Here is a 16,417-nt window from a genome sequence, read left to right on the forward strand (position 1 = left end):
ATAAAATAAAACACATTAAATATTAATTAATTAATTTCAGCACATTATTTATCTAGAAATTAATAATGAACTGAAAATTCTATTTTAATCATTTTTTAAATTAAAATATGCTATAGCTTTTAATAAATCATTAGCCTCGCCTAATAAAGACTCTGAAGCTGAAGCAGCTTCAGATACTAAAGCAGCATTTTTCTGAACAGAAGCATCCATATTACTGATAGCTGCATTAACTTGATCAATACCTTTTTCCTGTTCCTGAGCTGCAATATTAATTCTATCCATTATAGATGAATCTCTATCCATTTTTTCTAATATTTCATTGAATATAGTTTGAGATTCCTGTACACTGCTTGCAGCTAATTTTATCTTATCATTACTATCTGTAATTAATGAAGTAATACTCTTTACTGATTCCTGAGTATTCTGTGCTAAATTTCTTACCTCACTAGCTACTACAGCAAAACCTCGTCCCTGATCTCCAGCACGAGCTGCCTCTACTGAAGCATTAAGTGCAAGTATATTAGTTTGAAAAGCTATTCCTTCTATAAGTTTGGTAATATCCATTATTTTAGCGCTAGCTTCATATACATCATTCATTTTGTTTACGCTATCTTCAATTATTACTCCAGCCTTATTCAAAGATTCTTTGGCATCTGATACCATAGAAGTACTTTGAGAAACACTTTCTGCAGATTCCTTTATGGCACTAGCCATCTCATTCATAGATGCTGCTGTTTCTTCCAAACTAGAAGCTTGAGTTTCTGTTCTCTGGGATAAGTCATTATTTCCTACTAAAACTTGATTTGCTGCTGTAGAAACTTGCTCTGCTGAATGCTTTACCGTATTTATTATATTATTAAAGTTATACATAGCTTTAGTCCAGCCTCTTGCTATATCTCCCCATTCATCATATCTTTTTTCAAATCCCTTAGGTATCTCAACAGTTAAATCTCCTTGAGACATAGAAGTAATATCATTAGCTAAAACCTTTATTAAATTTGATACTTTTGTTTTAATTATTATAGGAACTATTATAGAAATTATAATAATTATCATTAAAGATATTGAAATCATAACATTTCTTATAATATTACTTTCTCTTAATACTTCATCATCAGGAGCTGTTACTTTTAATCCCCAATATTTATTTTTTGTTATTTCCATAGGAGTAAATGAATATGTATAATATTTTTTCAATGTACCGCTGAAATTTTGGAATAATACATTCTTTCCATTTATAATATTTTCAAATACATTGTGAACCCTATAATAAGGATATATATCATGAAGTTCTTTAAATATATATTCTTTTTTATCACTATCATAAACAATAAATCCAGAATTATCAAAAAGTGTTGTTGTTGTACCTTTAAATAATTTTATATTTTCTAATATATCGTAAATAGATTCTATAAGAACATCTATAGAAATTACACCTATAGTTCTATTTCCTGATTTTATCGGTACAGACCAAGTATAAATCATAGCATTATTATGCAAAGGAGAACTATATACATCTGTAATATATAATTCTCCGCTTTTTAAAGTTTCTGTATAATGCTTTTCCTGAAATATTTTATTATCAAAATAATTACCTTTAATAGTATCATTATCTCTTGATAAATAATAATTGAATCGTCCGCCTGAAACACCATATTTCTCAGAGTTTATATAATCATTATCATTTCCAATTATATTAGGTTCGAATGCTATTAATAATCCATTTACTCTATTAGGTAAATTATTCAAAAAATTGTATGATGTTTTTTCATAAAAATTTCTATCTAAAATATTATCATTATAAAATCCAGATAAAGTATTAGCTAAACCCATTATATGTTCAGCATCTTTATACATAAAAGACTTTAACATCACTACTTCATATTTAGCTTTATTGTCAAGTACACTATATATAAGTTTTATAGTTGATTTTCTTACATAGATAATATTGACAATATTTGATATTATAAGCATTATTATTAAAGGCAATAATATAACTAAACTAATTTTTATATTTAAATTTAATTTTTTTAACATAATAAATAATCCTAAAACAATTATCAAAATATAGTATAGTATAAATAATACCATTTTTCAATATTAAATTAATTATGCTATAATATTTATTAATAATAAAATATATTCAATATTTATAAATAATAATTATTATAAAGAACTGCTTTTAAGTAATCTTTTGAATGAAATAGTGAATAATGTTACAGTTGTACAAACAGCCAAAAAATCAGCTATAGGCTCTGCTAAAAGTACTGACATTACTTTATTTTCCATAAATATAGGCAATATAAATATAAGCGGTATCAATAATATTACTTTTCTTAATATAGCTAAGAATGCGGATATTTTAGCATTTCCCAAAGCGACAAATGTTTGCTGGCATGCAGTTTGCGCCCCAAATATTAGTGAAGCTGCCATATATATTTTTAAAGCCCAAATAGCATAATTAATTAATTCCTCATCGCTTGTAAATATTCTAACGAAAAGATAAGGAAAAAATTCTGATATAAACCACATTAAAAAAGAAAATGAAAGACAGCTTATTAAAAGTATTTTAAAAGCTGACTTAACCCTATTTAAATTATTTGCTCCGTAATTATAACTTATAATAGGCTGAGCTCCTTGAGTAAGTCCCATTATCGGAAGAAAAGAAAATTGCATAATACTGCTTAATATTGTCATAGCACCAACAGCTAAATCACCGCCATATTTTAAAAGCGAAGTATTGAAAGATACAAATAAAATACTTTCTGTAAACTGCATTATAAACGGAGAAAACCCTAAAGCTAAGCATGGCAGTATTATATTAGGAGATATTTTGAAATTTTTTAATTTCAATTTTAATATCGTTCTCTTAGATGTCATAAAAGAAAGTATCCATATACATGATATAGCCTGAGATATAATAGTGGCAAGTGCTGCTCCTCTAACATCCATATCAAATACAAATATAAATATAGGATCTAATATTATATTGGTAACTGCCCCTATTAAAACTGTAAACATACTTGTTTTTGCTTTTCCCTGAGCAGTGATAAAAGCATTGAGTCCTAAAGCTAATTGAACAAATATAGTACCCATAGAATATATTCTTAAATATCTTAATGCATATATGATAGTATTTTCACTCGCACCAAAAACCATAAGGAGAGGCTTTGAAAATAATAATAATATTATAGTTAAAGTTATTGAAATAATTATCAATGTCATAGCACAGTTACCGACTATTTCTTCTGCTTTATCATAATCCTGCTTTCCCATCATAATAGAAGCACGTGGAGAACCTCCCATACTGATAAGATATGCAAATGCAGATACAGCCATTATAACAGGCATCGTTACTCCTACACCTGTTAAAGCCATTGCCCCTATATCAGGAATATGTCCTATATACATTCTGTCTACAACATTATATAGCACATTTATTATTTGAGCTGCTATGGCAGGAAGTGCTAATTGAAAAAGCAATTTTCCTACAGGTTTATTAGCAAGATCATTTGATTTTGAATTATTATTTAGAACTGCTTCATTACTCATAATTATTCCATTATTATTTTTTTATAATATATCATACAACTTATATATCATAAACCTATTTATATTTTAGTCAAACTTTAAATTATTGACTTTAAAAGTTAATGTTATATCATTAAATTATTATATGTTAGGATATAAAAAATGAAAAACTTATATATATTAATTATTTCAATTTTAATTTTATCATGTTCTAATAAAGCTAACGATCAAAAAGTATTTACAATAGTTCATATGAATGATACGCATTCAAAAGATAAAGAATTTATTACTGTATCAAAAGAAGATGGAAGTACAAACAGATACGGCGGTGCTGCCAGAAGAAAAACTTTTATTGACAATGTAAAAAAAGAAAATGAAAATGTCATAGTAATGCATGCAGGAGATACTATTACAGGAAGCGTATTTTCTATAGTTTATCAGGGTATGGATGAAACAGAACTTATGAATGATATTGGAGTTAATGTATCAACATTAGGCAATCATGAATTTGATTTTGGAATAGAACAATTAAATAATATTATGAGTAATAGAAATTTCCCTACAATAGCCTGCAATGTTAAAGTAAAAGCAACAGGAGAAAATTATGTTCCGCCATATATAATAACAAATATTAAAGGCGTACATGTTGCTATAATAGGTGTTTTGCAAAGCGAAAAAATGAATATAATTCAGGGACTTGATTATATAGATATAGAAGAAGAAGTATCATCTTTAAAAAAACTTTTAGAAGAAATACCATTAAATACCACAAATGATATAACAATTTTATTAAGTCATGCAGGATTTGATACTGATAAAAGAATAGCACAGGAAATACCAGATACTTTTAATATTATAATAGGAGGACATACTCATACTCTATTAAAGAACCCTGTTATTATAGGAAAAACAACAATAGTTCAGGCAGGACAATATGGAGAGTATATAGGCACTATTGATGTAATATTCAAAAATGGTAAATATGCTTATCCTAAATATACACTTACTAGATTAGATGAAAATATAAAGGAAGATGAAACTATATTGGCAAAAATAGAAGAAATGCAGCTTGAAGTTGATAAAGAGTTTAATATTGAAATAGCAAAACTTCCTTATGAATTAACTGATGAAAATGTTAGAAATAAATCCACTGCTTTAGGAAATTTTGTTTCTGATATAGTAGCTTCATCTCAAAATGGTATTGATATAGCATTAATAAATTCAGGTTCTTTGAGAGGACAGCTTCCAAGCGGAAAAGTAACATTAGGAAATATGTATGAGTTTTTCCCATTCGATAATTTAATAATACTTACAACTTTAAACGGAAAAGATTTAAAAAATATATTAGAATTATCAGCCTCAAGAAAAGGAGAAGGTGCATTTTTACAAGTTTCAAAAGACTGCATTATTAATTTTGACAGTAATGGAAAACTTTTAGAATCATCTATAAAAGGAAGAACTATAAATGACAATGAAAAATATGTGGTTGCTGTTGCTGACTATATATTTAACGGAGGCGAAAAATATATCGATGAAAGCGGAAAGCCTTTATTTCAATATGGTGAAAATGTTATACATACAGGACTCGATATAAGAGATTTAATAATAAAAACTTTAAAAGAATATAAAAATGTTCCTGAAAATGCTATTGACAATACAGAACGTATAATATTTAAATGATTTTTTATAATAAAAGAGGGGCTGTAATAAACAGTCCCTCTTTTTTTGGTTTTAATTAATAATTATTTTTTTAAAGCAGCATTTAATTCACTATATCCTGCATCTTTAAGATAGTTTACATTTTTAAATCCATTATCAAGCAAATACTGAACTGTTTTTCCTGAACGTCCGCCGCTCTTACAATAGAAGAAATATTTTTTAGTTTTATCTAATGATAATATTTTTTTGCTGTAGCCTTTAGCTCTATAGTCAATATTCATAGCACCTTTTATAGTTCCTGTTTCTTTAATTTCCTGAGGTGTTCTGACATCAACTAATATTATATTAGGATCAGCTTTCCATGATGATATAAAATCATTAAGAGCTAGGCCGTTTTTATTAACAACTTTTACATTGTCAAGTTCGTATACAGCCTCATTAGTTTTTGCTGTTTGTGCATTACATACTATTGTTGTTAATAATAATGCGATAATAATAAAAAGATTCCTTTTCATAAGGTTTACCCCCGTATAGTATTTATTATATTAGACGAATACAACATATAAAAGTTCCTTACAATATAATTTTTTATTATTTTTTTAGGAAAAATTTAATTTTTTTTGTATTTTTCATAGTTATTTAATGATTTGAGGCAATAAATTTAAATATTTTAATTGGTTTTATAATAAAAAAAAGGGGCTGTAATGAACAGTCCCTTTTTTATTACGGCATCATTTTTTATTAATCTATTTCTCTAATAACCTTGAAGAAATTATCAATAGTTGACTGAGATATAAGCTTTTTTTCATAATAGTCTATTATATTATTTTTAAACAAAGCAGAATCTAGGGCATCTTTATTATTTTTATCTATTTTATGAATTTGTTTATCATTATCATCGAATAAATCTTCTATTGTAACAAAATTAGAACTTATATCTTCAAGCTGAGTTATTCTTAAATTTGTTCCTTCTGCTAACTCTGTAAATTGATCTGCTGAAATATCGCTGTCAATTAATAGTATAGGCTTATCAGAAAGTTTACATAATGAATCTATTATATCATTTTTCTTTCTTTCATCATTAGGTCTTCCAACGCCATTAATAGGCATGAATGCTGTGTTTATTTCTCTATTTTCTATATGCTCCATTAACAATTTAAAAGCTGTAAGATAATTATAATCTGTAATACCTTCAACATATACTATTTTGGTATCTCTCATAATATCTATATGCTTAACACCAAATGCATTTATAATTTTTTCTAATGTATCCACTTTACCATAAGTAGCAGAGAAGTCATTTTCTATTTTTACTCCTATTCCGTCTTGTTTTGGCTCTACTATTTTTAATTCATCTAAATAATGAATATCTGCAAAATAAGGAATCTGAGTAGATGTGATTATAGTAACACCATTATCTTTTGCAAACTCTTTCAAAAATTTTCTTAATTCTTTTATTAAAGGGACTGATAAATGCTGTTCAGGCTCATCAATTATTATTATATCACCTTTCTTTAATTCATTAGGATTTATTGTATTGAAAAATAAACTGAAAAACCAATTAAAGCCTTCTGATTCATTTTCTAAATTTGTAATACCATTTTTAGTTTCAAAATATATTTTTATAAAGTATTCGTCCAATGCTATTTTAAATTTATATTCATTATTTGATTTATATAGTTCATTGAATTTCTTTGATACAGTATTGTCAAAAAGTTTATTTATTTCATTTTCTGTCTGTTTGGCAAAAGCAACATCAGATAATATATTAGTATAGTTTTTTATTAAATTATTATACATCTCCATATTATCTGCGGCTTTGAATAATGAACGCAAAAAATGCGATTGGGTTATAATATTTCTGGTTTTATCATGATAATGTCCATTACTAGCATAACATCCTACAGTAAGTTCGCTGTTTTTTATATTTTCTCTATGAACATATACATTTATATTTACAGACTCGATTTCTGCTAAAATTTCTAATAGGTATTTTACATCATTTTTATTAATCTGATTTTCATCAATATTGAATTCACGATACCCAGTATTTTTATTTTGTTCATAAGATTCATCATCAAGCAAACTTATTAATAATTTTAATTTATCTATATTTTCATTTTCTTTATATTTAGAAATTATATCCATTATTTTTGATACGGTATAATTTAATATATCTTCATAAGCATATTCTGTCTTTGATTTATTATCATATTTATAATTATATTCATAAACAAAGTATATACTGCTGCCGTATTTTGAACTAACATTATTTGTAGCATTATATATATAATCCAGTATTTTTAATAAATAATTTTTACTTAAAATAATATCTGCATTAATTTTATTTTCTTCTAATTCCCATACAAGTTTATCTTTATATTCATCTTTTTCGCTATATCCAGTTTTTTTTATCCTAATAGTTTTACATTTGCCTTTATATACAAGTCCGCTGTCTGCTTCAATAAATATTTCTAACTCTGGTTTACACCCTATAAAACCATCTATTTTAGGATTATCTTTTCTACCGTTTATGCCACCTTTAAATGATTTTTCTATTGCTGATAGTATATTACTTTTACCAGTGCCGTTTGCTCCTATTATGCTTATTAATGCTCCTTGCTCTATATCACCATTAAGATATAATCTGCCGTATTTTACTTCATCTTCTTTCTTTTCTGAATTATATTCTGCCTCCTTGCCTACAATTACAGGATTAATGTTTCTAAAGTTTTTAATTGTTAAATATCTTTTCATAAGTTTTTCCCTAAATTTTTATTACTTATCTTTATTTGATAATCTCATTCTAAAACCTTGAGATTTATATAAACTCATAAGCGGAGATATAAATTCATAATCTTCTTCAGATAATTTTTTGTCCGGATCAGTAGAAAGTTTTTTGCATTTCATCAAATAATCTAATATAGGATCAAAAAAATTATCTTCTGTAAGCATATATATAAAATCCTCTTTTGTTTTATTTTCTGTTTTTAATAATGATTTTATCTTCATCCTTTTATCCTCCTCAGTATTACTTGTATTGATGTTCTCAACGATATTATTCATTATATAATAAATAACATTATTACTTCCTATGTTTTTAGTGTTTTGTATATAATCAAATAGATTTAATATTTTTGTGTCTATTGTACTTCTGTTGCCCTCTTCGTACATATCTATATATTTATATAAAGTAGGCCTTGATATTTTAAGATATTCTGCCAGATCAGATATTCTCAAATCTAAATCTCTTATTTTTTCTCTTAATAATTTGTTTTCCATTTTTATTTTCTCTTTTATTAAATTAAAAATTAATATTCCATAGACATAATACAATTTTTCTAATAGATAAAATATAGCGTGCTTATAAAATCAATAATATATCTATAATATAAACCATTTACATAAAATGTCAATTATATATTTACAAATAATGTAAAATAACAATATATAAAAAGTATAAAAACAAAAAAGGTTCGCAATAAGTATAAAACTAATTGCAAACCTTTTATATTATTTTTTATTAATCACTAAAAATTATTTAGCATATTCTCCAACTGACTCTTTAACATAATCCATACTTGCAGCAGTATTCATACTGTCTTTAGCAGAACGAACGAAGAACTCTAAACGATTTACAGTATTAACTTCGCTTGCTCCTGCATCCATATCCAAATAAAGAAGATTCAATTGAGGATATCTAGTTTTAAGTCTAGTTTCAATACCTCTAGCTATGATATGGTTAGCAATACAACCGAAAGGCTGAAGACAAAGTACATTGTTTACACCCTCTTCAGCGAAAGTTGCTATTTCACCAGGTAAAAGCCAAGCCTCTCCGAATTGGTTAGTCATAGCAGTAACTTTAGCAGCATTTTCAGCTATTTGTCTTATATGATGTGCTGGTCTGAAGCCTTTGAATTTAGACATCATCTGATTTATAGAATCTATTCTCATATCAATAACTTTTTCAGATATTTTAGAGCCGTAATAACCTAAGAATGATACATCTCTGGCATTAGTTTCTTTATTAACCTGTTCGCTTATAACTTTCTGTACAAAGAAGTCAAATACAGGAGGAACTATAACCTCAACACCTTTAGCCATAAGCCAATCGCAAACATCGCCATTAGCAAAGTTATTATATTTTACATAAATCTCGCCTACTAATCCTGCTTTAGGAAGCATTAAATCATCATTAGTTTCAATAGCATTAAACTCTGCTATAGCCTGTTTTAATAATTTATCAGTAGCTTTAAGAGCGAAATCTTTAGGGTGTAATGCTATATATTTATTGGCAAGAGCTAAAGACTCACCTTTTTTAACTTCTCTAGCAGCACAATAATAATACATTGTAGATATAGCATCAGCATAAGGCATAGCTATAATACCCTCTTTCATCAAATCAATTTTTGAAAGTTCGAATCCAGGTTGGTCATTGATAACTGTTAAACCAACTGTAACAACCGGAACATCAGGATAACCTGCATTTATTAATCCTCTCTTTATAAGAGAAGCATAATTACTAGCTCTACATTGTCCGCCTGTCTGAGTGATACCAGCAGCTATATTTTTAGGATCATATTTTCCGCTTTGAACGGCTCTTATAATATCTCCTATTACTATTGTTGCAGGATAACATATATCTTGGTTAGCATATCTTAAACCTAATTCCACAGATTCAACATCAGGTTCAGGAAGAGCTATTGTATCATATCCGCTTCTTTGAAGTAAAGTTAAAATCATAGGATCATAGAATTGTCCGAATTTAGGTACGAGTATTGCACGTCTGTCATTTTTTTCATATCTTTTAATGATAGTTCTATTAGACTCTTCACTTGGTGCAAAGTCACCTTTCATCTTCATACTTTCTATCATAGAACGTATTCTAAGTCTTATACTTCCAGGACTTGATATCTCATCTACTTTTACTAAAGTAGGGCTCTTTCCATAAGCATTAAGTATAGATTTTATTTCATCTGAAGTAGTAGCATCAGGACCGCATCCGAAACTGTTAATTTGAACTACCTCAAGCTTCATATCTTTTTGTTTGCAAGCCCATAAAGCAGCTTTAAACATTTTATTAGGGTAAGACCATTGAGTCAATACTTGAACATCAGCAAGAGATTCATCTATATCCAAACCATCTTCAGTAATAACATTAATACCAAATGAAGCAATAGTTTCAGGTATCTTATGGTTGATTAATGGGTCAATATGATAAGGTCTGCTTACTATAAGTATAGTAGGAGTCTGAGTTTCTTTTGCATGTTCTATTATTTTTTTGCCCTCAGCTCTTAATTCCTCTTTAATTCTTACCTGCTCTTTTAAAGCCATTTTGAAAGCTCTGTCGAAATCTTTTTTATCTATTCCAAGCCCTTTTACAAAATAAGCTTTACAGCCTTTATATAATAAATCTTCATTCAAGAAAGAAATTGTCGGAGCATCGAAAGGAATTCCGTATTTAGTTAATGGACTTATAGAACTGTCTATTACGTCAGGATATCCTGTAACTACCGGACAGTTATAACTATTAACACTTCCATCATCTTCAGCTTTTTCCAATACTACAGATGGATAGAATATTCTGTCAACTTTAGATTCTATCAAATCATATATATGTCCGTTAGCTATTTTAGCAGGGAAACATATATTATCGCTCATAACAGTACCAGAACCTTTTTCAGCTATAGCCATACTTGATGGTGATGATAACTGAACTCTGTATCCGCATTCTACAAGTATAGTAGCCCAGAATGGAAAGTTTTGATACATATTAAGTACGCGAGGTATACCTATAGTACCTTTTATTTCATCTGAAGCAGGTGCTAAAGGTCTGTCGAATAATAAAGAAAGTTTTTTCTGAGTGATATCCATTCCGTAATTTCTTTCTTTATTTCCTTTATTAGAAAATATTCTTTCGCATTTATTTCCTGTATAGAATGATTTATTATCTTTGAATTTTAATCTAGTAACAGTACAAAGGTTTTCGCATCCTTTACAAGTAAGCTGTTTTCTTTCATAATCATTAGCTTCCTGTAAATTATCCAAACCTATAAATGTAGTATCTTCTTCTTTAGTATTGTATGTATCTAAAGCTAGCAATGCACAACCATAAGCTCCCATAAGTTCGGATATATCAGGACGAATAACTTTTTTATCTAAAAACTTTTCTACAGAACGAAGAACTGCAGCATTTTTGAAAGTACCGCCCTGAACAACTATATGATCGCCCAAAATAGAAGTATCAGTAATTTTTAATACTTTAGTAAAACAGTTTAAAGTAACACTCTTAGCAAGTCCTGCAGAAATATCAGCAACTGAAGAACCCTCTCTCAAAGACTGTTTTACTTTACTATTCATAAACACTGTACAGCGGCTTCCCAAATCGCAAGGTCTTGCAGATTCGCATGCAATATTAGCAAAGTCAGCAACTTTATAACCCATACCGCGTGCAAATGTTTCTATAAACGAACCGCATCCTGAAGAACAAGCCTCATTAATTTCAATATTTTCTATAATACCGTCTTTAATAAATATAGCTTTCATATCCTGTCCGCCTATATCAAGTATGAAGCTGACATCTTTATCGAAAGCCTTAGCACCTCTGTAATGCGCCATAGTTTCAACGATACCTTCGTCCATATTGAAAGCAGCTTTTATTAAATCTTCTCCGTAACCTGTAACGGCAGTTCTTGCTATATTAATTTTTATATTTTTCTCATCTAATTCTTTTTTAATTTCTGTAAGTCCTTCAGTAACAGCACCAACAGGATTACCATTGTTATTTCTATAATGTCTTAATACTACTTGTCCGTCCTCATCAATAATAACTATTTTTGTAGTAGTAGAACCGGAGTCTATACCTAAGAATGTATTTTTTCCATTAACAGTGGATACATCAGCAGCTCTTACTTTATCTTTGCTATGCTCTTCTGACCATTCTTTATATTCTTCCTGACTATTAAATAAAGCTTCTCTTGTTTTTGAATTAGTGATTTTTACTTCCGCTGAAATATTTTCTACTAATTTGTATAATTCAGAAACTTTTATTGTAGTTTGTTCTTCTTTTTCACCGAAAGCAGCACCTATTGCAGCAGTTAATTCTGGGTGATCAACTGTATACATATCATCTTCTGAAGCATCAAGAAGTGCCAAGAATGTTTTTCTTAATTCTGGAAGGAATGTTAAAGGACCGCCTGTAAATAATATTTTAGGCTTAATCTCGAAACCTTTTGCAAGAGTATTAACAGTTTGAACAGCAACAGCTTGGAATATACTTTTAGCAATATCAGCCTTAGGTATATCACGGCTTATAAGAGTCTGTACATCTGTTTTAGCGAATACTCCGCATCTGCTTGCCATAGGATATATAGAAGTAGATTTTTCAGCCAATACAGAAAGTTCAGATGGATGAACATTAAGAAGAGTAGCCATCTGATCTATGAATGCTCCTGTACCGCCTGCACAGTTACCATTCATTCTTATATCGGCTTTGAAGTTATCATCAAATACTATGATTTTAGCGTCTTCTCCTCCTATATCTATCAATGTTCTTCCATAAGGATAAATCTTTCTGATAGCTGTTGAAGAAGCGATTACCTCTTGAATAAAGCTAATGCCTGTTTTTTCACAAACTCCCATTCCTGCTGTACCTGTCATAGCAAGAGAAAGTTTTAAATCCCCATGCATAGCCTGTAAATTATCAAGTATAGACAATAATGTATCTTTTACATCAGCATTATGTCTGACATAAGTTTTAAATATCATATTGTCATTATCATACACAACCATTTTTGCGGTAGTTGAACCAATGTCAATACCTGCTTTGAAAATTTTTTCCATAATATCTCTCCTAAAAGTAAACTATTTATTCCAGTATCATATTGTACATATTAACAAATACTATCTTAGTTTTATGATTTTTTATATTTTCTTCCGGTATATGACCGTAAGAAAGAACTATTATAGTATCATCTTTTTTTGCATAATGAACATTATCTCCATTTATGCCTATAATACCAGTACCCCTTATACCTTTAATGACTTCAGTTTCAAAACGAATATCATTACTTAAATTAATAACAGATACTCTCTCTCCATCCATTATATCTGATTTATCGAGTAAGGCTTCATCTATTGTTATTGAATCTCTGAAATTTAAATCCGTCCTTGTAACTGTGAGTCTATTTATCTTGGATTTTATGACACTCCTCATCATATATTAAATCCATATCGTATATTTTTTTACAAATATTTTACTTATTATATTAGAAAATGTCAATATTACAATTTTAAATATTTATTAATAATAGTTATTATATACCATAACTATTTTTATAACAACAACACATATTATACATATAATCAAAAAGGACTTATAAAAGCATTAAATAAATTTCCATTCAAGTTTCCTTCTACAATTATATCCATCTTAAAAACATTTTTATTTCCTAATCTATAATTAACATAATCATCTTTTTCATGAACTATAATCTCCAAAAAATCCATTTTACCCATAAACTCTTTAATAAAAACTTCCTTATCAATAGTATTTCCTCCATTCTTAGAAGAAATATTATTACCCTCTCTTATAATTTTTCTTGCAGAATAAGTTTTTACTTTATCATCGAACTCTTTTTTATTTAAAAATACATCTCTTAAAAATAAAGCAGCCTTATTTTTATCACTTTCATTAGAATCATCAAAAGCAGCAAGAACTTTTTTATTATCAAGCCATTCAATTTCTTTATCAAAAGAACCTATCATTCTATTATATAAGAAGCTTCCAAGAACTTCATCATTATAATAAATAGGCTTTAAATATTCTTTAAGTATTTTATTTAAATCCTCATCTTTGTAATTATTATCTATAATATCAGCAAGTAAAAACTCAGCAACCTCATCACCCTGCTCTTTTTCGTATCTGACTTTTAATTTTACAACAGATTCTCTCTTTATTATCTTCTTATAGTACTCCAATTCCTTTTCATAAATCTTCATTCTTACAACTATCTTTTTATTCTTTTCTATATAGCCTGTTTCTATATCCTTATAGGCAATACACATAATAAGAACATTAATTTTATCATCATCTTCCGTTCTTGCTCCAAAAAAATCAGGAGACCCTATTATAAATGCGGCATCTTTGTATTCTTCTAAAAACTCGCTTTCCTTTTGCAAATAAAACATAATAAAAACCCATAATTGTATTATAAACTGACTTTTTATTTTAAAACAAATAACAATAATTGTCAAAAAAAAATATCATATATTGATAATAAACATTTTTTATTATAAAATTACGCAAAAATATATTAAAGGAGTTGAAAATGAAGAAAGACATTTTCACGAGCTCTATAGGAGTTATAATAGCCGGTGCTATTATAGGTGCTATAGCTGCTTGGCTCTCTGTGATGGGCAATCCTGCTAATATGGGTATATGTATTGCATGCTTTACCCGAGATTTAGCCGGAGCTGTCGGATTGCATAGAGCAGCTGCTGTACAATATATAAGACCTGAATTAATAGGTCTTGTTATAGGTGCATCAGTTTCAGCAATTCTCTCTAAAGAATTCGTTCCTAAGGGAGGAAGTTCGCCTATTATAAGATTCTGTTTAGGCTTCTTTGCTATGATAGGAGCTTTAGTTTTTCTTGGATGTCCTTGGAGAACTTTGCTTAGAGTGGCAGGAGGAGATATTAACGGAATATTCGGTTTAATAGGCATCATTATAGGCGGAGGAATAGGAGTTTTCTTCTGGAAACAAAATTTCTCTTTAGGTCAGCCAAAAGCTTATAAAAATAAGTTAGTAGGTTTCTTACCATTAGTTATATCAATAATGCTTTTAGTTCTATTATTGAAACAAACTAAATTTTCTGAAGGCGGACCAATATTCTTCTCTGAATCAGGACCTGGAAGTATGAAGGCTCCTATAATTATAGGTTTAATAGCTTCAATAGTTATAGGTTTCATAGCTCAAAAATCAAGATTCTGTACTGTAGGCGGACTTAGAGACGGAATATTTATGAAAGATTTCCATATGACTAAAGGTGTTATAGCTTTTATCGTTGCTGCTTTTATAGTAAACATAATAACTAACAGATTTAGTTTTTCTATGGAGAATCAGCCAATAGCCCATACAAATATTTTATGGAATACTGTATCAATGATTCTTACAGGTTTAGCATTTACTTTAGGTACAGGATGCCCTGGAAGACAAATGATACAATCTGCGGAAGGTAATATGGACAGTTTCATATTCGTTATAGGTATGTTAGTTGGTGCAGGATTTGCTCATAACTTTAATTTAGCAAGTTCAACTGCCGGTCCTACTGCTTATGGAATGGGAGCTGTTATTTTAGGTTTGGTATTTTGTATAATAATTGGTTTTACAATGAAAGAAAATACCGCTAATTGATATATTTCTTGTACAGCCGTGTGCTGCCGTAATATAAAAGGAAATATACCGCAACAAATTTTTGGAAGTAATATAATAAGCTTTGCCTCTGCTTTGTATTCTTAAAACTTAATAAAAGTTATGATAATACAAGGCAGAGGCAGAGATTATAAAAAAAATTTAGATAAAAAATATAATGCTTATTATAATAATAAGAATTTTTCTAAATAAAACTTCCATAATTTTAAAAAAATACTATAAATTACTCATCTTTTAACTAATTTTAATATAAAAAGGAAATTGCTATGCCGGATACTATAAAAGTAGATACTAGAGGAATGTCATGTTCTCAAGCCTCTTTTCAGGCCAAATGTGCCGCTATTAATACTACAGAATTAAATACTATTATAGAAGTTTTGGTAAGCGGACATTCAAGCTGTGAAAGTGTCATAAGAGGATGTAAAAAATACGGTTATGAAGGTACTTTCAAAAATATAGAAAATGAAGATATACTTGTAACCTTAACAAAGGTAAAATGATATTTTAATTATAAACACTAAAATTTTTTAAGTCTGTCAATTTTTTTATTCAACTTTTTCCCGCCGCAAAAAGTTGCAAAAAATGCAAGTGTAAAATTTATACTAAATAATACTAGTTTTGTCTTACATGTAATATAAATTATCAGTTTAAGCTAAAACATAGCCATTCGCCTTGCCGTAGGCACACTTCGTGAAGCGGGCTGTGTATGCTTCTTTGGGCTATACCATACCTAAAGGTACTCATTTCAGTTGCAGGCACTTCCTTCGGTCGCAAAAGAAGTGGGGGCTTACCCT

The 16,417-nt window shown here is 28.6% G+C and carries 11 protein-coding genes; 3 read left to right on the forward strand and 8 right to left on the reverse strand.

Annotated elements, in window-relative coordinates:
- Positions 1-84: 84 nt before the first annotated feature.
- Together BHYOB78_RS09450 and BHYOB78_RS09455 are read right to left on the reverse strand one after the other, a co-directional pair.
- Complete coding sequence (locus BHYOB78_RS09450) at positions 85-2,037, reverse strand: methyl-accepting chemotaxis protein (protein WP_020063950.1); 1,953 nt, start codon at positions 2,035-2,037, stop codon at positions 85-87.
- A 129-nt stretch (positions 2,038-2,166) separates the two neighbouring features.
- Positions 2,167-3,552 (reverse strand): MATE family efflux transporter, encoded by a 1,386-nt coding sequence (locus tag BHYOB78_RS09455; protein ID WP_012670550.1) that lies wholly within the window; start codon positions 3,550-3,552, stop codon positions 2,167-2,169.
- Positions 3,553-3,693: 141 nt separating this feature from the next.
- On the opposite strand from BHYOB78_RS09455, the gene BHYOB78_RS09460 reads away from it, so the two are divergent.
- Positions 3,694-5,211, forward strand: a complete 1,518-nt coding sequence (locus BHYOB78_RS09460) for a bifunctional metallophosphatase/5'-nucleotidase (RefSeq protein ID WP_012670551.1) — start codon at positions 3,694-3,696, stop codon at positions 5,209-5,211.
- Positions 5,212-5,273: 62 nt separating this feature from the next.
- Here the strand turns inward: BHYOB78_RS09460 and BHYOB78_RS09465 are convergent, their stop codons facing one another.
- The 6 genes from BHYOB78_RS09465 to BHYOB78_RS09490 all read right to left on the reverse strand — a co-directional run bounded on the left by BHYOB78_RS09465 (position 5,274) and on the right by BHYOB78_RS09490 (position 14,379).
- Complete coding sequence (locus BHYOB78_RS09465) at positions 5,274-5,705, reverse strand: rhodanese-like domain-containing protein (RefSeq protein ID WP_012670552.1); 432 nt, start codon at positions 5,703-5,705, stop codon at positions 5,274-5,276.
- Between the two features lie 226 nt (positions 5,706-5,931).
- A complete protein-coding gene (locus BHYOB78_RS09470) occupies positions 5,932-7,947 on the reverse strand; it encodes an AAA family ATPase (RefSeq protein ID WP_012670553.1) in 2,016 nt (671 codons plus the stop codon).
- Between the two features lie 21 nt (positions 7,948-7,968).
- Positions 7,969-8,472 (reverse strand): helix-turn-helix transcriptional regulator, encoded by a 504-nt coding sequence (locus tag BHYOB78_RS09475; protein ID WP_012670554.1) that lies wholly within the window; start codon positions 8,470-8,472, stop codon positions 7,969-7,971.
- A 255-nt stretch (positions 8,473-8,727) separates the two neighbouring features.
- Positions 8,728-13,032, reverse strand: a complete 4,305-nt coding sequence (locus tag BHYOB78_RS09480) for an acyl-CoA dehydratase activase (RefSeq protein ID WP_012670555.1) — start codon at positions 13,030-13,032, stop codon at positions 8,728-8,730.
- Between the two features lie 25 nt (positions 13,033-13,057).
- Entirely contained in the window at positions 13,058-13,408 is a 351-nt protein-coding gene (locus tag BHYOB78_RS09485) for an aspartate 1-decarboxylase (protein WP_020063951.1), read from the reverse strand.
- A gap of 146 nt (positions 13,409-13,554) precedes the next feature.
- Entirely contained in the window at positions 13,555-14,379 is an 825-nt protein-coding gene (locus BHYOB78_RS09490; protein WP_020063952.1) for a DUF2262 domain-containing protein, read from the reverse strand.
- 140 nt (positions 14,380-14,519) lie between these two features.
- Between BHYOB78_RS09490 and yedE the strand changes: the two genes are divergently transcribed.
- On the forward strand, positions 14,520-15,605 hold the full coding sequence (gene yedE, locus BHYOB78_RS09495) for a YedE family putative selenium transporter (RefSeq protein WP_020063953.1): 1,086 nt from the start codon (positions 14,520-14,522) through the stop codon (positions 15,603-15,605).
- Between the two features lie 284 nt (positions 15,606-15,889).
- Complete coding sequence (locus BHYOB78_RS09500; RefSeq protein ID WP_012670560.1) at positions 15,890-16,123, forward strand: sulfurtransferase TusA family protein; 234 nt, start codon at positions 15,890-15,892, stop codon at positions 16,121-16,123.
- Positions 16,124-16,417 lie beyond the last annotated feature (294 nt).

Origin of the sequence: Brachyspira hyodysenteriae ATCC 27164 (assembly GCF_001676785.2) — a bacterium.
GTDB classification, from domain to species: domain Bacteria; phylum Spirochaetota; class Brachyspiria; order Brachyspirales; family Brachyspiraceae; genus Brachyspira; species Brachyspira hyodysenteriae.